19 protein-coding genes and 1 pseudogene are annotated in these 24,240 nt (G+C 59.6%); 10 read left to right on the forward strand and 10 right to left on the reverse strand.

The genetic code is table 11. The features are described 5' to 3' along the window. Positions 1-460: 460 nt before the first annotated feature. Complete coding sequence (gene rmf / locus AC0IXS_RS04115) at positions 461-676, forward strand: ribosome modulation factor (RefSeq protein ID WP_002553055.1); 216 nt, start codon at positions 461-463, stop codon at positions 674-676. Positions 677-818: 142 nt separating this feature from the next. Here rmf and AC0IXS_RS04120 read toward each other — a convergent pair whose 3' ends face one another. Next, the gene (locus AC0IXS_RS04120; protein ID WP_057411235.1) at positions 819-1,850 is read right to left on the reverse strand and encodes a quinone-dependent dihydroorotate dehydrogenase; all 1,032 of its coding nucleotides are present in this window, start codon (positions 1,848-1,850) and stop codon (positions 819-821) included. Positions 1,851-2,101: 251 nt separating this feature from the next. Here AC0IXS_RS04120 and AC0IXS_RS04125 point away from each other — a divergent pair, with 251 nt between their 5' ends. Together AC0IXS_RS04125 and AC0IXS_RS04130 are read left to right on the forward strand one after the other, a co-directional pair. Then, entirely contained in the window at positions 2,102-3,313 is a 1,212-nt protein-coding gene (locus AC0IXS_RS04125; RefSeq protein WP_057411241.1) for a CmpA/NrtA family ABC transporter substrate-binding protein, read from the forward strand. Between the two features lie 14 nt (positions 3,314-3,327). Continuing rightward, on the forward strand, positions 3,328-3,903 hold the full coding sequence (locus AC0IXS_RS04130; RefSeq protein ID WP_057411234.1) for an ANTAR domain-containing response regulator: 576 nt from the start codon (positions 3,328-3,330) through the stop codon (positions 3,901-3,903). Between the two features lie 417 nt (positions 3,904-4,320). On the opposite strand, the gene AC0IXS_RS04135 is transcribed toward AC0IXS_RS04130, so the two are convergent. Then, positions 4,321-5,571 (reverse strand): glycoside hydrolase family 68 protein, encoded by a 1,251-nt coding sequence (locus AC0IXS_RS04135; RefSeq protein ID WP_057411233.1) that lies wholly within the window; start codon positions 5,569-5,571, stop codon positions 4,321-4,323. A gap of 1,458 nt (positions 5,572-7,029) precedes the next feature. Between AC0IXS_RS04135 and AC0IXS_RS04140 the strand changes: the two genes are divergently transcribed. From AC0IXS_RS04140 to cobA, 5 genes and pseudogenes are all read left to right on the forward strand, one after another. After that, complete coding sequence (locus tag AC0IXS_RS04140) at positions 7,030-8,241, forward strand: nitrate/nitrite transporter (protein WP_043306404.1); 1,212 nt, start codon at positions 7,030-7,032, stop codon at positions 8,239-8,241. A 7-nt stretch (positions 8,242-8,248) separates the two neighbouring features. Then, complete coding sequence (locus AC0IXS_RS04145) at positions 8,249-9,910, forward strand: protein kinase domain-containing protein (RefSeq protein WP_471823916.1); 1,662 nt, start codon at positions 8,249-8,251, stop codon at positions 9,908-9,910. A 290-nt stretch (positions 9,911-10,200) separates the two neighbouring features. Continuing rightward, positions 10,201-11,406 (forward strand): annotated as a pseudogene (locus tag AC0IXS_RS04150) (NAD(P)/FAD-dependent oxidoreductase); the annotation flags it as partial. Positions 11,407-11,426: 20 nt separating this feature from the next. Continuing rightward, positions 11,427-14,147, forward strand: coding sequence for a nitrate reductase (locus AC0IXS_RS04155; protein ID WP_471823918.1), 2,721 nt, complete (start codon positions 11,427-11,429; stop codon positions 14,145-14,147). 10 nt (positions 14,148-14,157) lie between these two features. Further along, the gene (cobA, locus tag AC0IXS_RS04160) at positions 14,158-14,919 is read left to right on the forward strand and encodes a uroporphyrinogen-III C-methyltransferase (protein ID WP_122668361.1); all 762 of its coding nucleotides are present in this window, start codon (positions 14,158-14,160) and stop codon (positions 14,917-14,919) included. A 99-nt stretch (positions 14,920-15,018) separates the two neighbouring features. Here the strand turns inward: cobA and AC0IXS_RS04165 are convergent, their stop codons facing one another. From AC0IXS_RS04165 to ppsA, 8 genes are all read right to left on the reverse strand, one after another. After that, positions 15,019-16,053, reverse strand: coding sequence for an OmpA family protein (locus AC0IXS_RS04165; RefSeq protein WP_004885687.1), 1,035 nt, complete (start codon positions 16,051-16,053; stop codon positions 15,019-15,021). Positions 16,054-16,160: 107 nt separating this feature from the next. Next, a complete protein-coding gene (gene sigX / locus AC0IXS_RS04170; RefSeq protein WP_004885689.1) occupies positions 16,161-16,751 on the reverse strand; it encodes an RNA polymerase sigma factor SigX in 591 nt (196 codons plus the stop codon). Positions 16,752-16,833: 82 nt separating this feature from the next. Continuing rightward, positions 16,834-17,658 carry a mechanosensitive ion channel family protein gene (locus tag AC0IXS_RS04175; protein WP_004885692.1) on the reverse strand — a complete coding sequence of 275 codons (825 nt, stop codon included), beginning with the start codon at positions 17,656-17,658 and terminating at the stop codon, positions 16,834-16,836. A 2-nt stretch (positions 17,659-17,660) separates the two neighbouring features. Further along, positions 17,661-17,909 carry a hypothetical protein gene (locus tag AC0IXS_RS04180; protein ID WP_057409602.1) on the reverse strand — a complete coding sequence of 83 codons (249 nt, stop codon included), beginning with the start codon at positions 17,907-17,909 and terminating at the stop codon, positions 17,661-17,663. An 87-nt stretch (positions 17,910-17,996) separates the two neighbouring features. Continuing rightward, positions 17,997-18,992: a zinc transporter ZntB gene (locus tag AC0IXS_RS04185; RefSeq protein ID WP_057409603.1), complete on the reverse strand. Its 996-nt coding sequence runs from the start codon at positions 18,990-18,992 to the stop codon at positions 17,997-17,999. 11 nt (positions 18,993-19,003) lie between these two features. Then, entirely contained in the window at positions 19,004-19,492 is a 489-nt protein-coding gene (gene rraA, locus AC0IXS_RS04190; protein WP_029244453.1) for a ribonuclease E activity regulator RraA, read from the reverse strand. Positions 19,493-19,583: 91 nt separating this feature from the next. Then, positions 19,584-20,570 (reverse strand): alpha/beta fold hydrolase, encoded by a 987-nt coding sequence (locus AC0IXS_RS04195; RefSeq protein WP_471823922.1) that lies wholly within the window; start codon positions 20,568-20,570, stop codon positions 19,584-19,586. 167 nt (positions 20,571-20,737) lie between these two features. Beyond that, positions 20,738-23,113 carry a phosphoenolpyruvate synthase gene (gene ppsA / locus AC0IXS_RS04200; protein WP_025996036.1) on the reverse strand — a complete coding sequence of 792 codons (2,376 nt, stop codon included), beginning with the start codon at positions 23,111-23,113 and terminating at the stop codon, positions 20,738-20,740. Between ppsA and AC0IXS_RS04205 the strand changes: the two genes are divergently transcribed. Then, on the forward strand, positions 23,060-23,266 hold the full coding sequence (locus AC0IXS_RS04205) for a hypothetical protein (RefSeq protein WP_370454405.1): 207 nt from the start codon (positions 23,060-23,062) through the stop codon (positions 23,264-23,266). The two genes, ppsA and AC0IXS_RS04205, sit on opposite strands and share 54 nt — an antisense overlap. A gap of 39 nt (positions 23,267-23,305) precedes the next feature. Next, on the forward strand, positions 23,306-24,124 hold the full coding sequence (gene ppsR, locus AC0IXS_RS04210) for a posphoenolpyruvate synthetase regulatory kinase/phosphorylase PpsR (protein ID WP_004885714.1): 819 nt from the start codon (positions 23,306-23,308) through the stop codon (positions 24,122-24,124). Positions 24,125-24,240: the final 116 nt, after the last annotated feature.

Consider the following 24,240-nt stretch of genomic DNA (forward strand, 5'->3'; position numbering starts at 1 on the left):
TGAGACCAGGGCAGCGTAAATGCGGCAGTTTTCAATCCATCACGCTCTCAACATAGCTTTGCTATATGAAGAGCGGCTATTCAACCCGACGAAGTGGGCAACAAAAAGTCACATCTCGACCCTTCGTCGAATAGACGCTTAAAGCATTCAGCCATCATCCGCATCTGAGACGCGCTCTCAATCCGGTCTGAAACGCCCGCGTCAAAAGGCTTGCGCCAAAAAACGGTGTTGAAACCCGACCTTCCTTATCGCCCGACAGACCTAAATGTGACGTGCTTATGACAAAACGGTCATTCACAGCGTCCGGCGCTTTGGTTAGAAATCACCTCAGGTCATTACCGCAATGGTTCTGACACCAAGGCCCGCGACGCCGGCAGCGGGCACCAACGGCAGACCTTTCTGCCCGACCTCACCATGAGGTCTCAGGGATATAACAGTCAACAGACGAGGGCAATACCCTATGAGAAGACTTAAGCGTGATCCGTTGGAAAGAGCATTTTTACGCGGATATCAGTACGGCGTTCATGGTAAATCCCGTGAGCTTTGCCCTTTTACTCTACCGTCAGTACGCCAGGCATGGATCAATGGATGGCGAGAAGGACGCGGCGACAATTGGGACGGTATGACCGGCACTGCGGGAATCCACAGACTCAACGAACTTCACGCGGTCGGATAACGCGCCTTTGGAGACACAGGCCCCGACCAGTCCATCAAAGCTTTATTGACTGACCATTTACACCCATACCATGCACGTCCCATCCGGGCGGCGGGCCAAAAGCCCAGGGGCTCTTCAAGAGCCCCTTTTTTTTGCCTGCGATTCAGATCTGCTGGCGCGGCATCGCCGCGATCGCATCCACCGATTCGCGAATCAGTGCCGGACCCTTGTAGATGAAGCCCGAGTAGATCTGCACCAGACTCGCACCCGCCGCCATTTTTTCGGCCGCGTGACGCCCTTCGGTGATGCCACCCGCAGCGATGATCGGCATGCGCCCTGCCAACTCGCCGGCCAGTATCTTCACCGTGTGAGTGCTCTTCTCGCGAACCGGTGCGCCCGACAATCCACCCGCCTCGTCCGCATGTGGCAGACCTTCGACGCCTTCGCGGCTGAGAGTGGTGTTGGTGGCGATGACCGCGTCCATGCCGGATTCGATCAGCGCGGCGGCGACCAGTACGGTTTCTTCGTCGGTCATGTCCGGGGCGATCTTGATGGCCAGCGGCACACGCTTGCCATGACGCTGCGTGAGTTCCTGCTGACGCAGACTCAGGGCCTCGAGCAGTTGCTTGAGCGAATCACCGAATTGCAGGCTGCGCAGGCCCGGGGTATTGGGCGAGCTGACGTTGACGGTCACATAGCTGGCGTGGGCGTAGACCTTGTCCAGACAGATCAGGTAGTCGTCCACGGCACGCTCGACCGGCGTGTCGAAATTCTTGCCGATGTTGATGCCCAGAATGCCTTTGTACTTCGCGGCCTGCACACGGCCGACCAGATTGTCGACACCCAGGTTGTTGAAACCCATGCGGTTGATGATGGCTTCGGCGTGGGGCAGACGGAAAATCCGTGGCTTGGGGTTGCCCGGCTGCGGACGCGGCGTGACGGTACCGATCTCGACGAAGCCAAAGCCCAGTTGCGCGAAGCCGTCGATGGCCGCGCCGTTCTTGTCCAGACCGGCCGCCAGACCCACAGGATTGGGAAACTCCAGCCCCATGACGGTGACCGGCACTCTGGCCGGGGCCTTGCTCAACAGGCCGTTGAGACCCAGACGCCCACCGGCACCGATCAGGTCCAGCGACAGGTCATGGGAGGTTTCCGGGGAAAGCTTGAACAGTAACTGGCGGGCCAGGTTATACATGGGCGGGCGAGGCTCGTGAGAAGCTGAATTCAGGGGCGCGATTATAGCCGCGTGAAGGCCCTGCACGCGAGGCATGCGAAAAACTTGTTACCCTGAACCCCCAAGCGCTGGCATATGCCTTGCTTGAGTCCGTTATCGGCACGCGCCCCAACGACGGAGCGCTGCCCGGACAACGGCGTCGCTCCGGCACTTGCACCTTGCAGGAGCCGGACGACGCCTTTTTTCTGGATGTCCTTTATGAAGCAAGTGCCATGAACGTACGAACAAGCAATGCGCTGGACTGGGTCAACGGCAGCGATGCGCCCGAGATGAACAGCCTGGATGTGGGTTTCATGGCCCTGACCGACTGCGCCTCGCTGGTGGTTGCAGCGACCCAGGGCTTTGCCCAGCCTTACGGCCTGACCCTCAACCTCAAGCGCCAGACCTCCTGGGCCGGACTGCGGGACAAGCTGGTCAGCGGCCAGTTGCAAGCGGCACACAGTCTCTACGGGATGATCTACGCGGTCGAACTGGGCATCAGCGGCGGCCCGGCCAGGGACATGGCGATTCTGATGGGGCTGAACCAGAACGGCCAGTGCATCAACCTGTCGCGCGGCCTGCAGGAGAGTGGCGTGATCACTCCTGAGGCACTGGACAAACGCGTGCACCAAAGCGGTCCGAAACTGACGTTCGCCCAGACCTTCCCCACCGGCAACCATGCCATGTGGCTTTATTACTGGCTCGCCAGCCAGGGCATTCATCCGCTGGACGACGTGAACAGTGTGGTCGTGCCGCCGCCGCAGATGGTTCAGCATCTGCAGGCCGGCCGTATCGACGGTTTCTGCGTCGGAGAGCCCTGGGCTGCCAGTGCAGTCAGTCAGCAACTGGGCTTCAGTATGGCCACCAGCCAGACCATCTGGCCCGACCATCCGGGCAAGGTCCTGGGTTGCACCCGCGAATTCGTCGAGCAGAACCCCAACACCGCCAGAGCGCTGGTCATGGCCGTGCTGGAAGCGAGTCGCTTCATCGAGGAGAGCGAGCACAATCGACGCAGCACCGCACAACTGCTCAGTGGTGCCGAGTATCTGGACACGCCGCTGGACTGCATCGAGCCGCGCCTGCTGGGCCAGTACAGCGACGGCCTCGGCAATCATTGGGAAGACCACCACGCCGTCAGTTTCCATGGTCAGGGACAGGTCAATTACCCATGGCTGTCGGACGGGATGTGGTTCATGACCCAGTTCCGCCGCTGGGGGCTGTTGCGTGAAGACCCGGATTATCTGGCCGTTGCCGAGCGTGTCCAGCAGATGGAGCTTTATCGACAGGCCGCCGAGGCGCTGGGCATCGAGGCGCCGAGCGCTACGTTGCGCAGCAGTCAGTTGATCGATGGCAGGGTCTGGGACGGCAGTGATCCGGCCGCCTATGCGCGCGGTTTCAAGATCAACGCCTGGGCCGATAACGTGCCCGTCGCTGCCCGTCGCTGAAGGAGAACGTGACCATGCTGCGTATCCTGCTGATCAATGACACGCCAAAGAAAGTCGGTCGCCTGAGAACCGCCCTGATCGAGGCAGGCTTCGAGGTGATCGACGAATCCGGTTTCATCATCGACCTGCCCGCACGCGTTGACGCGGTGCGTCCCGACGTGATCCTCATCGACACCGAATCGCCCGGTCGTGACGTCATGGAGCAAGTGGTACTGGTCAGTCGCGACCAGCCCCGCCCGATCGTGATGTTTACCGATGAGCACGACCCTGCCGTTATGCGTCAGGCGATCAAGTCCGGCGTCAGCGCTTATATAGTGGAAGGTATTCAGGCCCAACGCCTGCAGCCCATCCTCGACGTGGCCATGGCGCGCTTCGAGAGCGACCAGGCCCTGCGCGCGCAACTCCACGCCCGCGACCAGCAACTGGCCGAACGCAAGCGCATCGAACTGGCGAAAGGACTGTTGATGAAAATGAAGGACTGTAACGAGGAAGAGGCCTATACCCTGATGCGGCGTCAGGCAATGAGCCGCCAGCAGAAGCTGATTCAGGTGGCCGAGCAGATCATCTCGATGAGTGAAATGCTGGGTTGAACAGGTAGATCGAGAGAATTACTGACGAGACGCCACGTGTGGGAGACGCCACCAGGTCTTCGACGTAGCGCTGCCGCGCGGCAAACACCGGACGTCGTGGGAGCGGACTTGTCCGCGAAAAGGCCGGTACATCCCACGCATGTGCGGTGGCTGAAACCCTGCATTCGCGGACAAGTCCGCTCTTATCAAACAACCTGTAAACCACTGAAGAAACTGGATTTTGTGGGAGCGGACTTGTCCGCGAAAAGGCCAGTACATCCGACGCATATGCGGTGGCTGAAACCCTGCATTCGCGGACAAGTCCGCTCCCACCAAGTTTGCTGCGCGACAGCGCTACGTCGAAGACGTGGTGGCGCCTCCCACAGCCCTGTTTACGGCTGGGACGGTGGGAGGCCGCCCAAGCCGCTGTGAGTCTGACTATTGAGTCAGCACTACATTCTTCATCGGCGGTATGTAGCCATAGTCATACGATTCCTGCACGAACGAGCGGTCGCCCTGCAACAGGATCTTCACGGTAGGCGCCTCGGTGCCACCGATACGGAAATCCTGTCCGGTGGTCGGCACGCTGTCGATGAACGACGTCACCAGGCCGTTGGGCATAACGCAGTGCGAATAGGTCTGGAAAGGCTGCGAAGGCGGATTCCCGAGCACCAGGCCTGACGCATTCATGGGCCGGTATGGGCCGAACAGCTGTTCACTGACAAACCCGTAAACGCCATCAGGGCCGGTTATACCATCGGCATACGTAAACTTGTGGCTGATGGTGAACAAGTAATACTTATTGTCCTGAAATACATAGTGCGGACGTTCGGTCTGATCATTTACACCAACCGCAGTAACAAGCGGCGGAAGGATTTCCCACTCGTCGCCATTGAGATCCTTTGCAACCGCCAGGCCAATACAGCCCACCTGAAATCTGGCACCGCCCACATCCTCGTGACCCGGCGGTACATGCCCCAGTTCTGTCGGTCCTACTGTATGTGAACCGCGCTCGCCGGCCACATTACCTTCGAACACCATGTACAACTTGCCATCATGGGGATCAATAAACGGACTGGGATCACGAAAGTTCCACGTAGCGTTCTGGGCTTCGGTTTGATAATAAGTGCCGTCGGCTTCGAACAATGTTTTGACTTCAGTAAAGTCGGTCAATATTACACCGCTGTCAGACGTCACTACACGGCCACGTACTTTGGCAACGGCAGCGCCCGGCGTCACACAGGTGTAATACAGATCAATGTCGCCCTTGTCGTTGAGCAGGATCGGCGTACCGGCCCATTCGCGGGTCGTCGGCGATACGCCTTCGGCCATGACGCGCCCACCGAAGATCCAGTCCTTGCCGGTCCGGGAATACCAGTAGCACATGCGGGCACGACCATGGCGGTCTTCCCAGTCACGCTTGATGTCATAGCGGCCGTTGGGTCCCAGATACTGGGGGTCGTTCGGATGCCGGTCGGCCGTGAGTGTCAGGATCACTGACCAGCCGTTGACGGACACTACCGTGCCATCGAGTTCGCGCAGTGGCATGGTGTCCCAGATGAAAACCGTATCACTCATCACCGGAAAGTCGGGACTGACCAGCGGCTGAGTGGTGGTAGGGTCGTTTTCGTTGACCTTGAGCGCATCGGCCCGGGTCCACACGGTAGGCTTGTAAGTGACGTTACTCATGTTGATGTCCTTTATTGACGCCAGGCACGGCCGGCGCATAGATGAAGACAAGGCAGCATGCAAACTTATTACATCGCTGAAGTGCGTTTTGAAACCCTGTAATCACGGCACTCATTCATTAATGGAAGACCGAAACAACAGAGAAAAGGCTGGGAGGCACTTGGGCGCTCACCGGTTGATTTCAATAAGCCACTTTATTGCAAGCTGGGCTATTGCACATGAATCGCCCTCTCGAGAGGCGTCGTGTTCTGTACGACGAAAAGGATCCTCTCAGAGACCGATCCGAAAGTAAATTAAATATTCCCTACCGTTAAGCAACCGCTTTTTTTCAAAACAAACATGAACCAATATTAATATTCGGTTTCGTTCAGTATTGAGCCCATCATACAAAGGCATCAAAACAATGTCATTCTGCTTTAATCAAAGTGTATTGATAGTGGCGTTTGTTATTGGATCAACGCTTATATTCCACAACGCTATTATTGCAAAAGCCGTGCGCTGCGCTCATCGTTACACACAAGTCCTTATGCAGGAATGATCGTGCCCATCGCACCGCGTGGGCATGCCTCCCGTGACGCTCCGCGTCACATTCGAGAGCGGACGCGGAGCCTCCTGAGTGGCGTTCCTACGTGAAGCACTCATCGCTAAATACAAGTCTGGCGATCCGCAGAGACAGCGGCACTGATGCGCTTTTGTACCGCGATGGCATGAACACCGCAGATCGCGACGCGGGTGAAGGCTGAGTTCTGGCGCTGATTCGGGGGGCAATCGGCATGGATGCCGATTGAGCTGCACTGGGCCATGGATGGCCCATTTGCAGCGACCCCCGAATCAGTGTCAGGACGAAGGAACCCCGGCGAAGCCGGGGCCGGAACCGGAGCAAAAGGCTTTGCTTACTTTGGCCTCTCAAAGTAAGTCGCCGAGGGGCGAAAAGGTGACGTGAGCCATGCGCTCGGCTCACTGAATCCGCAATCTGTGCCATGTGTGACGCGGAGCGTCACGGGAGGCATGCCCACGCAGAGCGATGGGCACGATCAGTGTTGAGGCGGACTTGTGTCGGGAGAAGCCCCTCGCACTTTTTTGCGGCGTCCGGTGCCATGGGTGCCCGGTTCAAGGTCATCGGTACTCGGCGGCCATCACACATGCCCACCCGGCGTTTCAGGTCACAGCATGCCGCCATGCGGCCTGCGCCAATCGCCCAGGAAGAAAACTGCATATGGCCCGCCTCTTGCTTTAGCACCCTCAGGTAGCCAACGGCGGTTGCCACCACTCACGACAAAGACGTCGCTCATCTCTTTCGCTCACGCGGACAGAGAGGCGACGTTTTTTGCGTTTGGCCCCGGCGATGGGGCCGGTGGAGTCGCCGGTATTCGGAACACTCCGCCACAGCGTCTGAAATTTTTCCACGTCGAGGGCACGAACCCCGACTGACCCGCTAGCAGATGATGAGGTGTGCCAATGGATACAAGCTTCTGGAAGGCCGGTCACAGACCGACCCTGTTCGCTGCCTTTCTCTACTTCGACCTGAGTTTCATGGTCTGGTACCTGCTGGGCCCGATGGCGGTACAGATCGCCACCGACCTGCACCTGACCACCCAACAACGCGGCCTGATGGTCGCCACACCGATTCTGGCCGGGGCGATACTGCGCTTCTTCATGGGCCTGCTGGCCGATCAGCTGTCGCCCAAGACCGCTGGCATCATCGGTCAGGTGATTGTGATCGGTGCCCTGCTGACCGCCTGGCAACTGGGCATCCATAGCTATGAACAGGTGCTGCTGCTGGGCGTGTTCCTGGGGATGGCGGGCGCGTCGTTCGCCGTCGCGCTGCCCCTGGCGTCGCAATGGTATCCGCCTCAGCACCAAGGCAAGGCCATGGGCATCGCCGGTGCCGGCAACTCGGGCACCGTACTCGCCGCGCTGATCGCACCGGTCCTTGCCGCCAGTTTCGGTTGGGGCAATGTGTTCGGCCTGGCGCTGATCCCGCTGGTGCTGACCCTGATCGCCTTCACGCTGATGGCGCGCAATGCACCCGAGCGCAGCAAGCCCAAGTCCACAGCCGACTACCTCAAGGCGCTGGGCGACCGGGACAGCTGGTGGTTCATGTTTTTCTACAGTGTCACTTTCGGCGGCTTCATCGGCCTGGCCAGCGCCCTGCCCGGCTACTTCAACGACCAGTACGGCCTGAGCCCTATAACGGCCGGTTACTACACCGCAGCCTGCGTGTTCGGCGGCAGTTTGATGCGTCCACTGGGTGGCGCGCTGGCCGACCGCTTCGGTGGCATCCGCACGCTGACCGCCATGTACGCAGTGGCAGCCATCGGCATCGCTGCAGTGGGCTTCAACCTGCCAAGCTCGTGGGCTGCACTGGCGCTGTTCGTCGCCGCCATGCTGGGCCTGGGCGCTGGCAACGGCGCGGTGTTCCAACTGGTGCCACAGCGCTTCCGCAAGGAAATCGGCGTCATGACTGGCCTGATCGGCATGGCGGGCGGCATCGGTGGCTTCCTGCTGGCAGCAGGTCTTGGCAGCATCAAGCAGAACACCGGTGACTATCAGCTGGGCCTGTGGCTGTTCGCAAGCCTGGCCGTACTCGCCTGGTTCGGCCTGATGAACGTCAAGCGCCGCTGGAGAACCACTTGGGGTTCGGCGGCAGTGACCGCAGCACGGGTCTGATCGGTCCATGACGCTGCAACTGCGCTTTGCCGAGTTCAGCGCCAGCGGCCCGCGACCGGAGAATCAGGACGCCCTGCGTCTGGTGACCCCGGTCGCAGCACTGGCGGCCAGCAAGGGTTATCTGTTTGCCCTGGCCGACGGGGTCAGTCAGTGCGCCGATGGTGCGCTGGCTGCGCAGTCGACCCTGCAGGCGCTGGCGCTGGACTACTACTCGACACCCGAAACCTGGGGCGTTGCCCAGTCTCTGGATCGTCTGTTGCTGGCCCAGAACCGCTGGCTGCTGGCCAACGGTCTGCTGACCACCCTTAGCGCGCTGGTCCTGCGCGGCAGACGCTTCACCCTCGCCCATGTGGGCGATTGTCGTGCCTATCGCTGGCAAGGCGGCAAGCTCAAACGCATCAGTGAAGACCATGTCTGGGAACAGGCCGACATGCAGCACGTGCTCAAGCGTGCGCTGGGGCTGGATCAGTACGTGGTCATGGACTATCTGGAGGGCGAACTCTGTGAGGGCGAGCGCCTGCTGCTGGTCAGCGATGGCATCTGGGCGACGCTGGGCGATGCCAGCATCCGTTCGATCCTGACCGAACAGGACGATCTGGATGCAGCGGTCAGAACCCTGGTCAGCGCGGCGCATCTGGCGGGCAGTCAGGACAACGCCAGCGCCCTGCTCATTCAGGTCGACAGCCTGGGCGAGGATGATCTCGGGGATGCGCTGTTGCAGTTACAGCAATGGCCGTTACCGCCGGCACTCAAACCCGGCCAGGTGTTTGAAGGCTGGAGTATTGGCAATGTGCTGGCCCAGTCGCGGCAATCCATTCTGTACCGCGCCCACGACGCTCATGGGCTGCCCTGGCTGATCAAGACGCTGCCGTCTGCCCGGCATGACGAACCCGGTGCGGGTCAGGGCCTGCTGTTGGAGGAATGGTTCCTGCGCAGGGTCGCCGGGCGCTTCTTTCCGGAAATCCATCCACTGCCCGAGCGTCAGCATTTGTATTACGCCATGCGCGAATACTCCGGCCGTACGCTCGCCCATCTCTTCACCCTGAGCGGACCGTTGCCGCTGGCGCAATGGCAGGATCTGGCCACTCGACTGCTGCGGGCCACGGGTCTTCTGCATCGACGCAACATCATCCATCGCGACATCAAGCCGGAGAACCTGCTGCTGGGTGACGACGGCGAGTTGCGCCTGCTGGATTTCGGCCTGGCGTTCTGCCCCGGTCTGTCGGCCGCCAATGCAGAGGATCTGCCGGGCACGCCGAGCTATATTGCACCGGAGTCCTTCAACGGCGCGGAGCCCGATCCGCAACAGGATCTGTACGCAGTCGGCGTCACGCTTTATTACCTGCTGACCGGCCAGTATCCGTATGGCGAAATCGAGGCTTTTCAGCACCGCCGCTTCGGCATGCCGATTCCGGCCAGTCGCTACCGGCCCGACTTGCCGCTCTGGCTGAGCCAGAGTCTGGACAAGGCCGTGCAGGCAAATCCCGCCCAGCGTTATGAAACCGCCGAGCAATGGCAGCTTGAACTGGAACAGGCCGAACAACGCCCTGTGGTTGCGCGACCCAGGCCATTGCTGGAGCGCGAGCCGCTGAGGGTATGGCGTACGCTGGCACTGGTATCTCTGCTGATCAATCTGGTCGGTCTGATCTGGCTGATGAGCCGCCATTAAGCGCTGAACCGCCCTACATCGCCCCGCTTCTGTGCAACGCGCCTCAACGCAGTGCAGGCAACTCTCCCGCCATTGACCCGAACCCCCGCATTCGCGGCCTGATCAGAGTTGGCACAACCGCTGCATGATCTCCCTCAGAAGTTTCATAACGCGCCGCCCTCAACGATGAAGGCAGTGCTTCCCGAGAGAACGGGACCGGACAAAGGCGTCCTCGTCAGGCAACTGACGGGACGCCTTTTTTGTTTGCGCGCAATTTGTCGAGCACACCCTGACGGTGACTCGGAGGCACGATGAAAAAACTCAAACTGGTGATGATTGGCAACGGCATGGCCGGCGTGCGCACACTCGAAGAGTTGCTCAAGTTGAGCGAAGACTTGTACGACATCACAGTCTTCGGTGCCGAGCCACACCCCAACTACAATCGAATTCTGCTCTCGCCAGTGCTGGCAGGCGAACAGACGTTCGAAGAAATCGTACTCAACGACCTCGCCTGGTATGAAAACAACGGCATTCAGTTGCTGCTGAACCGGCGCGTGGTCAGGATTGATCGCATCAAGCGTCTGGTGATCGCTGACGACGGCACGCAGGCCCATTACGACCGCCTGCTGATCGCCACCGGTTCGAGCCCGTTCATTCTGCCGATTCCCGGCAATACGCTGGAGGGCGTGATCGGCTATCGCGACATAGGCCACACCCGGGAAATGATCGACACCGCCGCCACGCACAAGCGCGCAGTGGTTATCGGCGGCGGTCTGCTGGGCCTGGAAGCGGCCAATGGCTTGAGCATGCGCGGCATGCAGGTCACGGTGGTCCACAACGGACAGACGCTGCTGGAGCGCCAACTGGACAAGACCAGCGGCCTGATGCTTCAGACTGCGCTTGAACAGCGCGGCCTGAGCTTTCGCCTCAACGCGCAGACCGAGGCCTTGCTGGGCGACGATCACGGTCGCGTACAAGCAGTGCGCTTCAGGAACGGCGATGTCATCGCCGCTGATCTGGTGGTGATGGCAGCCGGCATTCGTCCCAATACCGAACTGGCCGAACAGGCTGGCCTGCCGTGCAGCCGTGGCATTCTGGTCAACGACACGCTGCAGACCTACGACCCGCGTATCTACGCCATCGGCGAGTGCGTCAGCCATCGAGGCATCGCCTACGGCCTGGTCGCACCACTGTTCGAACAGGCCAGGGTCTGCGCCAATCACCTTGCGCAGCTGGGTTTCGCCCGTTACCAGGGCTCGGTGACGTCGACCAAGCTGAAAGTGACGGGAATCGACCTGTTCTCCGCTGGCGACTTTCTGGGTGGCGAAGGTACGGAAAGCATCACCCTGTCCGACCCCATCAGCGGGATCTATAAAAAACTGGTCATCAAGAATGACGTGCTGGTGGGTGCGTGCCTGTACGGCGACACCGCCGATGGCAGCTGGTACTTGAAACAGATTCGCGACGGCCAGGGCATCGATGCCATTCGCAACCACCTGATGTTCGGCGAACCCGCTCCAACCGAGGCGGCGTGCGCATGACCCGCCTGGCGATCCCGACCACTCAAATCACGGCATCCACCTGCTGCTACTGCGGCGTGGGTTGCGGGGTGCTGATCGAGCACGACGGGCAGAACATTCTGGGCGTCAGTGGTGACCCGCAGCACCCGGCCAACTTCGGCAAACTGTGCAGCAAAGGTTCGAGCCTGCACCTGACCGGCGACATCGACGCGCGTGCACTTTATCCGGAACTGCGCCTGGGCAAGGATCTGGCCCGCAGTGTCATCGCCTGGGATACGGCGCTGGATCACGCTGCCAATGTATTCGCCGACAGCATCCGCGAGCACGGACCCGACAGCGTGGCGTTCTACATTTCCGGCCAGTTGCTGACCGAGGATTACTACGCGTTCAACAAACTGGCCCGCGCCCTGATCGGCACCAACAACATCGACAGCAACTCGCGGCTGTGCATGTCATCGGCCGTGGCGGGCTACAAACGCAGCCTCGGCGCCGATGCCCCGCCCTGCAGCTACGAAGACATCGAGCTGAGCGATTGCGTGATGATCGTCGGCAGCAATATGGCCTACGCCCATCCGATTCTGTTCCGTCGTCTGGAAGAAGCGAAGAGCCGCAGACCCACGATGAAACTCATCGTCATCGATCCTCGGCATACCGACACGTGCGAACTGGCCGATCTGCACCTGGCGATTCAGCCAGGCACCGACGTGGCGCTGTTTCACGGCATCCTGCATGTGCTGATGAGCGAGGGCCAGATCGATCAGGCGTTCATCGCCGCACACACTCAGGGCTACGACGACCTCGAAACGCTGGTCCGCGATTACCCGCCGGAGCATGTTGCACAGCTGTGCGGCATTGCGCTCGAGCAACTGCTGACCTGCGCCCGCTGGATCGGCGAAACGCCCAGCTTCCTGTCACTGTGGTGCATGGGGCTGAACCAGTCCACGGCGGGCAGCGCCAAGAACAGCGCGCTGATCAATCTTCACCTCGCAACGGGCCAGATCGGCCGCGTCGGCGCCGGCCCCTTCTCGCTCACCGGCCAGCCAAACGCCATGGGTGGCCGTGAAACCGGCAGCCTGTCCAACCTGCTGCCGGGCCATCGCGAAGCCGCCAACCCGGAACATCGCGCCGAAGTGGCCGAATACTGGGGCATCGACCAGTTGCCCGCCAACCCCGGGCTGTCTGCCATCGAGCTGTTCGAACAGGTACAGAGCGGCAAGATCAAGGCGCTGTGGATTGCCTGTACCAACCCGGCGCAGTCACTGCCGGACCAGAACCGGATCAGAGAGGCGCTGCAGACCTGCCCGTTCGTGGTGCTTCAGGAAGCGTTCAAGACCACCGAAACGGCACGCTTCGCCGACCTGTTGCTGCCCGCCGCCAGTTGGGGCGAAAAGGAAGGCACGGTGACCAACTCGGAGCGACGGATTTCCAACGTCCGAAAGGCGATCCAGGCACCCGGCCAGGCACGTCCCGATTGGGCGATCACCGTGGACTTTGCCCAACGCCTGCAACATCGGCTGCAACCCGAAGCGCCCGCCCTGTTCGACTTCAGGAATCCGGCCGCCCTGTTCGATGAATTCAAAGGCCTGACCGCCGGGCGCGACCTGGACATGTCAGGCATTGATCGCGCATTGATCGACCGTCAGGGGCCGCAGCAATGGCCATTCCCGGTGGGCGCCAGCGTCGGAACGCCGCGCCTGTATGCGGATGGCATTTTTCCGTCTCCATCGGGCCGTGCGCAGTTCCTGAGCGAACCGTACGTGGCTGCCAGGGAACTGCGCGATGCTCAATTCCCGCTGACCCTCAACACCGGTCGCCTGCGTGACCAATGGCACGGCATGAGCCGGACCGGGACCGCTGCCCGCCTGTTCGGCCACGTCAGCGAAGCGGTCCTGGGTCTGCACCCGCAAGATTTGCAACTGCATGCGTTGCAGGCCGGCGACCTGATCAAACTGGTCAGCCGTCGCGGTGAACTGTATGTGCCGGTGAGCAGTGATGACAGCGTACGTCCCGGCCAGGCATTCCTGCCCATGCACTGGGGTGATCGCTTCCTCAAGGGTGGCGTGAATGTCCTGACCCAGCCGGCGTATGACCCTATTTCAAAACAGCCGGAACTCAAACATTCTGGCGTCAGGATTGAAAAAGCCGATTTGCCCTGGCAGTTCTTCGCACTGGTGGAAGGTGATGTGCAGCAGCAATGGGAGCGTCTGCGAACACTGTGCGGATCGTTCACCTACCTGAGTCTCGGCCTCGTCGGTCGCGAGCGCCCTGCCCTGGTGATTAGGGCTGCAAACGCTGTCGCGCCGGACGCGAGCCTGCTGCAACAGATCGACGTGTTGCTGAGCGTCGATGAAGGTCCGGTACTGGCCTACGACGACCCCAAGCGCGCCATCGGCAAGCGGGTGCGGATCGACAACGGTCGTATTACCGCCATCCGCCTGGCCGGCGAAACCCTGGCGCAGCATTGGTTGCAGACGCTGTGGCTCGAGGAGCGCGTCGATCTACCGCTGCGCCGCTGGCTGCTCGCGCCACTGAGCAGCGAGCCGGGCAAGGATGGATCGCAAGCACGCGACAAGACCTTGTGCAACTGCATGAACGTCAAACAGAGCGCTGTGCTGAAAGGCCTCGAAGCTGGCCTGGACTTGAATCAACTGAAGAAACAATTGGGCTGTGGGACGATGTGCGGTTCCTGCGTCCCTGAAATAAAAAGACTGATCAACACCGTGATGGTCACTGAATGAGGAACACAGCATGAGCGCAAAAGTCTGGCTGGTGGGCGCAGGCCCGGGTGATCCCGAATTGCTGACGCTCAAGGCCGTGCGGGCCTTGCATGAGGCGGATGTGGTGTTGATCGATGATCTGGTCAACCCCGCTGTGCTTGAGCACTGTCCTGCTGCAAGGGTTATCCCGGTCGGAAAGCGCGGCGGTTGTCGCTCGACGCCACAGGCCTTCATCCATCGCCTGATGCTGCGCTACGTGCGACAGGGTAAATGCGTGGTGCGCTTAAAGGGCGGAGATCCGTGCATCTTCGGCCGTGGCGGTGAGGAGGCGGATTGGTTGCAGGAGCGTGGCGTGACGGTGGAGCTGGTCAACGGCATTACCGCAGGCCTGGCGGGCGCAACGCAATGCGGTATCTCGCTGACGCTACGTGGAATCAGCCGTGGTGTGACGCTGGTCACCGCCCATACTCAGGACGACAGCAGCCTCAATTGGCAGGCTCTGGCGCAAAGCGGCACGACACTGGTGGTGTACATGGGCGTGGCGAAGCTGCCACAGATTCATGAGAACCTGCTGGCGGGAGGAATGAGCCCGGACATGCCGGTGGCGATGATCGAGAACGCGTCCCTGCCATCGCAACGTGAATGCCGCAGCACCCTTGCGGACATGCAGCGTGATGCCGTTGCGTTCGGATTGAAGAGCCCTGCCATTCTGGTGATCGGCGCAGTCGCGGCAGGCAACCAGGAAGTCCTGAATCAGACATTGTTGGACGATCTTCAGCAACGGGCCGGCTGAGTTCCAGCTTTATTGCCTACCCGCCAGCATGCATGCACGCTCAAATCGCAGACAAAGAAAAGCCCGGCCTGAGCCGGGCTTTTCAGTACAAGCGGCTAATTACTTAGCTTGAGCTTCTACTTCTGCTTCTACGCGACGGTTAACTGCGCGGCCAGACTCAGTTGCGTTGTCAGCAACTGGACGGGATTCGCCGTAACCAACCGAGTTTACGCGGCTAGCACCAACGCCATACTGGTTGACCAGGACCTGCTTAACGGCGTTTGCACGACGCTCGGACAGCTTCTGGTTGTAAGCGTCAGGACCGACGGAGTCAGTGTGACCTTCAACAGTGGTGGAGGTTTGTGGGTACTGCTGCATGAAGTCAGCGAGGTTCTTGATGTCGCCGTAGCTGCTAGGCTTGACTACGGATTTGTCGAAATCGAACTTCACGTCCAGCTCAACACGAACCACTTCAGCAACGGCTGGGCAGCCATCAGCGTCAACAGTTACGTTTGCTGGGGTGTCTGGGCACTTGTCAACGTTGTCGCAAACGCCATCGTTGTCGCTGTCGGAGCACACTTCAGCTACTGGAGCTGGTGCTGCTTCAACTTTCTTGCTGCCGCCACCGAAGTTAACGCCGATACCGACGCTTGGCGCCCACTCGGTGTTGCCTTGGTCGATGTTGTACTGAGCTTCAACGCCTGCACGGGCATAGAAGTTGTCAGTGAAATACAGCTTCGCGCCGCCGCCGATGTTGGCGAAGGTGGAGCCGTCACGGCCGCCACGAGCGTCCTGGCCAATGCTCTGGTCAGAGAAACCGGCAGACAGGTATGGACGCAGCATGTCGCCCGGGTTGTTGAAGTGGTACAGAGCGTCCAGAGCGGTGTTGGCGCCCTTGATGTTCTTGCCGCTGTCGCTACGGACGTTGTGAACTTCGTCGTAGCCCAGACGCAGTTCAACGTCATCGGTCAGGAAGTAGCCAACGGAGCCGCCGAACAGGTTGCCGTCGTTTTTGAAGTTACGATCGCTATCGTAATATTCTTTCTTGGCGAAGCCTTCGATTTCGACCGCGCCTTGGCCTTGTGCCAGAGCGCCGAAAGAAGTTGCGGCAACAATAGTACCAATGGCCAAGCCCAAGGTGTTTTTCAGTTTCATCCGTTAAATCCCCATCTGATGATTGTAAAGCAGTCCCGCATAACTGGGGACAACTCGTCGGCAAGTCTACCAGACCTTGCCAGTTCGTTAGAGATATTTGCTCGCCGTTAAGTTTCGACGATACCTGCAAATTTCTCACGTAGTTTATCAAGCGCCCGCTTGTAACGCATTTTCGTTGCGCTCAAGCCCATGTGCATGATGTCTGCGATCTCCTGGAACTCCAGTTCTGCGACAAATCGCAGCACCAGAATCTCCCGATCGATCGGGTTCACATGCACAAGCCAGCGATCGAGACCGCCCCGCTCTTCAGGTTTGGGCGTCTTTTCTTCCGACGCTTCCTCAAGCGGATCCAGACTCAAAGCGTCCATCAAGCGACGCTTACGCCGTTCCTTCCTGTATTGAGTGATGCACTCGTTGTACGTGATGCTGTAGAGCCAGGTCTTGAATTTCGATTTACCCTCGAAATTCTTCAAGCCATACAACACCTTAAGCATCACCTCCTGACAGACATCGTCAGCATCGCGATCGTTCCCTAAATAACGTGCACAGACGTTAAAAAGTGTCCGCTGATAGCGACGCATCAATTCTTCATACGCCCGCGTCACGTTAAACAGCTCGACGTGGGCGCGTGCCACCAGCTCCTCATCCGAGAGCTCGTGTGGATCGTAGCGCGTTGAAAGCGGTTGAGGTTTATTCAAAACGAATCTTGCCGACAGTCAGGTCAATGTCCGCCACAGCCCTTTCCGGCAACTTGGCGGCATAGATTAGCAGGTTAGCCGCTTAACGGCTGCTTACTCTCTGATCGAGGAGGATGCGGTTGGAAAAAGAAACCAGCTCCCCTTCGTCTGTCAGCAGGGTCGTCTTGACCGTACCGATTTCCTCTATCTGCCCTTCGGTGTCGCCTATCTGCACCTGCTGGCCTACCTGATAGAGTTCACGCACATAAATTCCGGCGATGATCTGACCTGCAATTTCGCGACTTCCCAGGCCCAATGCCAGGGCGACCGCCAGACCAACGGTCAGCAAGGCAATCACGATCACATGGTTCAGCAGGTCGGTTTTAACCTCCAGCTGGCTGATCGCGACAGAAATGCTGATGATAATGACCAGTCCCTGGGCAATTCGCCCAAGGCCGGCGGAGTAATCGATGCCGACGCCTTCGGCCGCACCGCGCACCAGCCCATTGACCAGCTGTGCGAGCAGTACACCGACCAGCAGCACCAGTGCCGCGCCGAACACCTTCGGCAGATACAGCGCCAGCATGTCGAGCGTGGCCGATACGCGCTGCAGACCCAGAGACTCTGCAGCGGATACCAGGAAAATCAGCAACACGAACCAGTAGACGATCCTGCCGATCAGTGTGGAGATCGGCACCTTGACGCCGGCGCGTCCCATGATCTTGGTCAGCCCTGTGCCGCCGACCAGACGATCCAGCCCCAGCTTGGCGAGCAGTTTGGACAGCAGCGCATCAAGCAGCTTGGCTACGGCAAAGCCGAGCACCACCACGACGAGCGCGCCAAACAGGTTGGGGATGAAGTTTGCAACTTTGGTCCACAATGCAGTCATTGCAGCAAGAAGGCTCTGCGTCCAGAGGTTCAATTCCATGCTCAATCAGCCTTATCGGTAGAACGGGCACCAGATCCGGTGCGACGGGAAACGGGAGCGACATGGGCGGAACCGTTGTTGAGCGCGATCATCAGTGCCTCGGACCAACGGCCCAGCAGCCCGAACAACACACCGGCACCGACCTGGCGGTTGGCGGTTTTCAGGACTCGCCCCAGACATGCATCGTCGTCCCGGCTGGAGGATGACGAGTTAAGCATGTCACGTAAAGATTCTTCGAACGGATCGTGCATCAGGCACCTCACGCAATGTAAGTCAAAGACGTGACGCTTTGCGGGTGAGTCACAAACGCTTCATGAAAAAACATATAAGTATAAGCCTTATACCCAACGCAACCGCCTGAACAACCACCACTGCCCGGCCGCCAGCGCTACGATCAGGCCGCATGCGACCAGAAAACCATAGGGATTTTCCGCCCCCGGAATGCCACCGACATTGATACCCAGCAGGCCGGTCAGAAAACTCATGGGCAGGAAGATACCGGTGATGATGCCGAAGCGGTACAGGGTGCGATTCATGTGCTCGCGCAGACGCCGGTCTTCGGACTCAAGCAGCAGCCCGACTCGCTCTCGGGTCAGTTCAAGCTCTTCAAGGTAACGGGTCAGACTGTTGTTCAATTCGTTCCAGTAGTCCGCGTCATCGTTGTCGAACCAGGTCAGTTTGATCCGTGAAAGCTGGCCATAGATATCGCGCTGAGGCCCCAGAAAACGCCTGAGCCCGGCCGCACGGCGGCGGATGTGCAGCAACTTGCCATGCTCGGGACTGTACCGTTCGTCGGCGTCGGTCTTTTCTTCTTCCTCATCGACCGATTCAGTCAGCTCACCCACCAGGTCCTGAACCTTGTCGGTCAGGTACTGGGCCAGATAGAGAATCAGTTCCGACGCCGTTTTGGGGCCTTTGGACTGGCCGAGCAGCTCGATCAGTTCTTCGGTGGCGCGCAACGGCCGCAGCCGCAACGAGATGACCCGCTGCGCCGCTGCGAAAATCCGCACCGAAACCATGTCTTCCGGCTCGGCACCGGGATTGAGGTTCACGCCGCGCAGAAACAGCAGCAATTCCTCGTCCGGCAACGCCAGCAGACGCGGCCGGGTATTTTCTTCCAGCAGCAGATCGCAGGCGAACTCGCTCAAGCCGCTGGCGGTGCGCAACCATGTCTGGGTCTGCGGATGACTGCGATCCCAATGCAGCCACAGGCTTTCCTGCGGCTGCATCTGAAGGTCCTGAAGCTCGGTCCGAGCGATGAAACGCGCCCCACCCTTACCATCCAATACGAGGGCATGAACCAGCCCCCACTGCGCGTTTGCTTCATCGAACATTGATACGTCGCTTATTCCGGCATGGTCAGGGGGGAAGGAGAAATGATCACGCCGTTGTTATCGGCGTACAGATAATCGCCCGGCTTGAAGGTCACACCGCCGAAGGTCACCGGTACATTGAGCTCACCGATGCCGCGCTTTTCGCTTTTCTTCGGATGACTGGCCAGCGCCTGCACGCCCAGATCTGTCTGGGCCAGCATGTCCACGTCGCGCACGCAGCCGTAGATCAGCAGACCTTCCCAGCCATTTTTCGAGGCCTGCTCGGCGACCATGTCGCCCAGCATTGCGCAACGCAGCGACCCACCACCGTCGACCACCAGGACCTTGCCCTTGCCGTCCAGAGCAATCTGCTCCTTGACCAGTGAGTTGTCTTCGAAACACTTGAGGGTGACGATCTGGCCGCCAAACGAGTCGCGTCCACCGAAATTGCTGAACATCGGCTCGACAACCTGTATCAGGTCCGGATAAGCGTCACACAGATCGGGGGTGAGGTAGTGCATGAGGTCAACTCCTGTCATTGAGGCATGGACTCAAGAATGGTGCAGATTCAGCGTGCTGCTCAGTGCAGTGTCTTTATAGCGACTTTAACCGCTAACTGCCTACTGCCACCTGAAACTCGGCTGTCTGTTCAGCAGACCGCTCGCGCAGCCAATCGATCACTCGGGGCCAGACCTGTTGCTGCGCGCCCTTGCTGACCAGCATCTGCACATGACCGAAATCTTCGTTGAAGCCATGCTCGCGGCCCAGACAGAGAAACTGCTTGAGTTCGCTGCCCACCTGATCGAACAACATCCGACAGGCCCACACCGGATCCTGGTGATCGCCCACCGCGGCCACTGCCAACAAAGGAACCTGAACGGCTTTCAAGCCTGCCCACCAGTCACCGTGACGATCACCGAAACGCCCGAACAGACCTTGCCAGCGCATGCTTTCAAGCAATACGCCCATGGGCTCGTCTTCCGGGCCGCGCTTGAAACGCGGACCCGATACATGCTCGAAACGCTTGAGCAGAAGACGACTGGACCATTGCAGCGGCGGAATCTTCAGCGGCCAGTAGCTGCGACTGATCTGACTGCCGAACAGCGCCACCGACGCCGCGCTCTCGACGCCAAGGTATTCGCCACCCAACGCTGCAGCCAGCGTGGTACCGCCCAGCGAATGACCGATCCAGTGGGGTACCTGCCCGCTTTGCTCTTGTACGAAGGCGGCGATTGCTGGCACGTCATAGCGGGCGTAATCGGCCACGCAATTGGCGCGATAGTTCTGGTTGCGCGCCGACAGCCCGTGTCCGCGCATTTCGGGAATCCAGACGTCATAACCGGCACGCGCCAGAAACGGCCCCAGACCGATACCCTTGGGCGAATACCAGAACCTGCGATTGGAAAAACTGCCGTGTACCAGAATGACCGGAATGCCCCGTCCATGAGCCTGATCGACCAGACCCAGACGGGTCACGGCCAATTCGACGCTCGGGTCAGGACTGTTGGCAGGTTTGAGGCGGTAGACATCCTCGACCAGATCACCACGACGCTCGGCACTGATCAAGGCAACGGGAAATAGGTGGCTGCTGCTTTGCATATTGCTCTTTTTCGGAAATTCAAAGGCATCGGGTCGCCTCTGACAGACTGTATGAAACTGCGTGTAGGTGCGCCGTGAGGCGCATAAAAAAGGCGGTCTCCGAAAAAACCGCCTCTTTTTGATGAAACCCTGAACCACAAGACGGCTCAGGGCTTTTTCGCGTCACATCAGACCGGCGCCTGCGCCTCGGCCAGGAAGAACCACGTTTCCAGCACCGAATCGGGGTTGAGCGAAACACTCTCGATGCCCTGATCCATCAGCCAGCGCGCCAGATCCGGGTGATCGGAAGGCCCCTGACCGCAGATGCCGATGTACTTGCCAGCCTTGTTACAGGCCTGAATGGCGTTGGACAACAGCTTCTTGACCGCTGGGTTGCGTTCGTCGAACAGGTGCGCAATGACGCCCGAATCACGATCCAGACCGAGGGTCAGTTGCGTCAGATCGTTGGAGCCGATGGAGAACCCGTCGAAGTATTCGAGGAACTCTTCAGCCAGAATCGCGTTGGACGGCAGCTCGCACATCATGATGATGCGCAGACCGTTTTCGCCGCGCTTCAGGCCGTTGGCCGCCAGCAGGTCGATGACCTGGCTCGCTTCGCCCAGGGTGCGCACGAACGGCACCATGATCTCGACGTTGGTCAGGCCCATGTCTTCACGCACACGCTTGAGGGCACGGCATTCCAGCTCGAAGCAGTCGCGGAAGTTTTCGCTGATGTAACGCGATGCACCGCGGAAACCCAGCATCGGGTTTTCTTCTTCCGGCTCGTACAGCTTGCCGCCGATCAGGTTCGCGTATTCGTTGGACTTGAAGTCCGACAGACGCACGATGACCTTTTTCGGGGTAAACGCGGCAGCCAGGGTGCTGATGCCCTCGACCAGCTTCTCGACGTAGAAGCCGACCGGATCGTCGTAACCGGCGATGCGCTTGTCGACGCTGTCCTTGATTTCCGGCGGCAGCAGCGAGTAATTCAACAGCGCCTTGGGGTGCACGCCGATCATCCGGTTGATGATGAACTCCAGACGCGCCAGGCCGACACCGGCGTTGGGCAACTGGGCGAAATCGAACGCGCGGTCCGGGTTGCCGACGTTCATCATGATCTTGAACGGCAGCTCGGGCATGGCATCGACCGAGTTGGTCTTGATGTCGAAACCCAGCTCGCCTTCGAAAATGTAACCGGTGTCGCCTTCGGCGCAGGACACCGTCACACCCTGCCCGTCCTGCAGCAACTGGGTGGCATTGCCGCAACCCACCACGGCCGGGATGCCCAGCTCGCGAGCGATGATCGCCGCGTGGCAGGTACGACCGCCACGGTTGGTGACGATGGCACTGGCGCGCTTCATGACCGGTTCCCAGTCCGGGTCGGTCATGTCGGAGACCAGCACATCACCTGCCTGGACCTTGTCCATCTCGGACACGTCCTTGATGATCCGCACCTTGCCCGCGCCGATGCGCTGGCCGATTGCGCGACCTTCGACCAGCACCTTGCCGGTCTCCTTGAGCAGGTAGCGCTCCATGACGTTGGCCGAGGCGCGGCTCTTCACGGTTTCAGGACGCGCCTGAACGATGTAGAGCTTGCCATCGTCACCGTCCTTGGCCCACTCGATGTCCATCGGGCACTTGTAGTGCTTCTCGATGATCATCGCCTGTTTGGCCAGTTCGGACACTTCGGCATCGGTCAGGCAGAAACGCGCACGATCCGCAGGCTCGACGTCGATCACCTTGACCGAACGACCGGCCTTGGCTTCTTCGCCGTAGATCATCTTGATGGCCTTGCTGCCCAGATTGCGACGCAGGATCGCAGGGCGGCCAGCGGCCAGGGTGTCCTTGTGTACGTAGAATTCGTCCGGGTTGACCGCGCCCTGTACAACCGTTTCACCCAGGCCGTAGGCGCCGGTGATGAACACCACGTCGCGAAAACCCGATTCGGTGTCGAGGGTAAACATCACGCCCGCAGTACCGGTTTCGGAACGCACCATGCGCTGCACGCCAGCGGAGAGTGCGACCAGCTTGTGATCGAAGCCCTGATGCACACGGTAGGAAATGGCGCGGTCGTTGAACAGCGAGGCGAACACTTCCTTGGCGGCACGAATGACGTTCTCGACGCCACGGATGTTCAGGAAGGTTTCCTGCTGGCCTGCGAAGGAAGCATCAGGCAGGTCTTCGGCGGTGGCGGAAGAACGCACGGCAACGGCCAGATTCGGATTGCCTGCCGACAGCGCGGCAAACGCAGTGCGAATCTCGGCGTTGAGCTTCTCGGGGAACTCGGCTTCCATGATCCACTGACGAATCTGCGCGCCTGTCCTGGCCAGGGCGTTGACGTCGTCGACATCAAGAGCATCCAGAGCTGCGTGGATCTGATCGTTCAGACCGCTGAGCTCGAGAAAATCACGGTAGGCCTGGGCCGTAGTCGCGAAACCACCAGGCACCGAGACACCAGCGCCTGCGAGGTTGCTGATCATTTCGCCGAGGGATGCGTTCTTGCCTCCCACATGCTCCACATCATGGACGCCGAGCTTATCGAGGGAAACTACGTACTCTACCAAGGTGATCTCTCCACTAACTGTGTTTATTGTTGGGAAAAGCTCATTCACCGGGGTCACGGCAACGCGACCGCAGGCGTTTCGGAACAGGCGCGAACCCGAACCTTCAAAATAGGCGAGAATGCAGACCCTCAGGGCCCGCAAGCGCGCCTATGATATCCAGAAATCGTCAACTGCTTAAGGCCAGGGGCGCAAATGAAACGATCCGCTTTCTTCATCTCCGACGGGACCGGCATCACGGCCGAGACCCTTGGGCAAAGCCTGTTAGCGCAATTTGAAAACATCACGTTCAACAAGTTCACCAGGCCCTATATCGACAGCGTCGAGAAAGCGCGGGCGATGGTACAACAAATCAACAAGGCCGCCGACAAGGACGAGGTGCGGCCGATCATCTTCGACACCATCGTCAATCAGGACATCCGGGAAATTCTGGCGACATCGAACGGCTTCATGATCGATATTTTCTCGACCTTCCTGGCGCCGCTGGAACTGGAGCTTAGTTCACACTCCTCGTATTCGGTGGGCAAATCGCACTCCATCGGTCACAACTCCAACTATATGGAGCGCATCGAGGCGGTCAATTTCGCACTGGATAACGATGACGGTGCGCGCACGCATTATTACGACAAGGCCGACATCATTCTGGTCGGTGTCTCGCGCTGCGGAAAGACCCCGACCTGCCTGTACATGGCCATGCAGTTCGGCATCCGGGCAGCCAATTATCCACTGACCGAAGACGACATGGAGCGCCTGCAACTGCCTGCGGCGCTCAAGCAGCATCGCGAGAAACTGTTCGGCCTGACCATCGACCCGGATCGCCTGACGGCCATTCGTCACGAACGCAAACCCAACAGTCGCTATTCAAGCTTTGCGCAATGTGAATTCGAAGTGCGAGAAGTGGAGAGTCTGTTTCGCCGGGAGAACATCCCGAACATCAACTCCACCCATTTTTCAGTGGAAGAAATTTCCGCCAAGGTGCTGGTGGAGAAAGGGGTTGAGCGGCGGTTCAAGTAGGGGCCATTTGATTGAATTGCCGAGCGGAGCAAGCCAGCCTCGTCCAACCGCGAACTTGTTGTGGGAGGCGGCTTGCCGGCGAGGCGTTGTGTCAGCCGATGCCTCACGCCATCGCC

The organism is Pseudomonas sp. AC016 (genome assembly GCF_979253365.1).

Bases quoted from the DNA above. Each gene is read 5' to 3' on its own strand.
- rmf (WP_002553055.1), top strand. From the start codon at position 461: ATGAGAAGACTTAAGCGTGATCCGTTGGAAAGAGCATTTTTACGCGGA.
- AC0IXS_RS04120 (WP_057411235.1), bottom strand. From the start codon at position 1,850: ATGTATAACCTGGCCCGCCAGTTACTGTTCAAGCTTTCCCCGGAAACC.
- AC0IXS_RS04125 (WP_057411241.1), top strand. From the start codon at position 2,102: ATGAACGTACGAACAAGCAATGCGCTGGACTGGGTCAACGGCAGCGAT.
- AC0IXS_RS04130 (WP_057411234.1), top strand. From the start codon at position 3,328: ATGCTGCGTATCCTGCTGATCAATGACACGCCAAAGAAAGTCGGTCGC.
- AC0IXS_RS04135 (WP_057411233.1), bottom strand. From the start codon at position 5,571: ATGAGTAACGTCACTTACAAGCCTACCGTGTGGACCCGGGCCGATGCG.
- AC0IXS_RS04140 (WP_043306404.1), top strand. From the start codon at position 7,030: ATGGATACAAGCTTCTGGAAGGCCGGTCACAGACCGACCCTGTTCGCT.
- AC0IXS_RS04145 (WP_471823916.1), top strand. From the start codon at position 8,249: ATGACGCTGCAACTGCGCTTTGCCGAGTTCAGCGCCAGCGGCCCGCGA.
- AC0IXS_RS04155 (WP_471823918.1), top strand. From the start codon at position 11,427: ATGACCCGCCTGGCGATCCCGACCACTCAAATCACGGCATCCACCTGC.
- cobA (WP_122668361.1), top strand. From the start codon at position 14,158: ATGAGCGCAAAAGTCTGGCTGGTGGGCGCAGGCCCGGGTGATCCCGAA.
- AC0IXS_RS04165 (WP_004885687.1), bottom strand. From the start codon at position 16,053: ATGAAACTGAAAAACACCTTGGGCTTGGCCATTGGTACTATTGTTGCC.
- AC0IXS_RS04175 (WP_004885692.1), bottom strand. From the start codon at position 17,658: ATGGAATTGAACCTCTGGACGCAGAGCCTTCTTGCTGCAATGACTGCA.
- AC0IXS_RS04180 (WP_057409602.1), bottom strand. From the start codon at position 17,909: ATGCACGATCCGTTCGAAGAATCTTTACGTGACATGCTTAACTCGTCA.
- AC0IXS_RS04185 (WP_057409603.1), bottom strand. From the start codon at position 18,992: ATGTTCGATGAAGCAAACGCGCAGTGGGGGCTGGTTCATGCCCTCGTA.
- rraA (WP_029244453.1), bottom strand. From the start codon at position 19,492: ATGCACTACCTCACCCCCGATCTGTGTGACGCTTATCCGGACCTGATA.
- AC0IXS_RS04195 (WP_471823922.1), bottom strand. From the start codon at position 20,570: ATGCAAAGCAGCAGCCACCTATTTCCCGTTGCCTTGATCAGTGCCGAG.
- AC0IXS_RS04205 (WP_370454405.1), top strand. From the start codon at position 23,060: ATGCTCCACATCATGGACGCCGAGCTTATCGAGGGAAACTACGTACTC.
- ppsR (WP_004885714.1), top strand. From the start codon at position 23,306: ATGAAACGATCCGCTTTCTTCATCTCCGACGGGACCGGCATCACGGCC.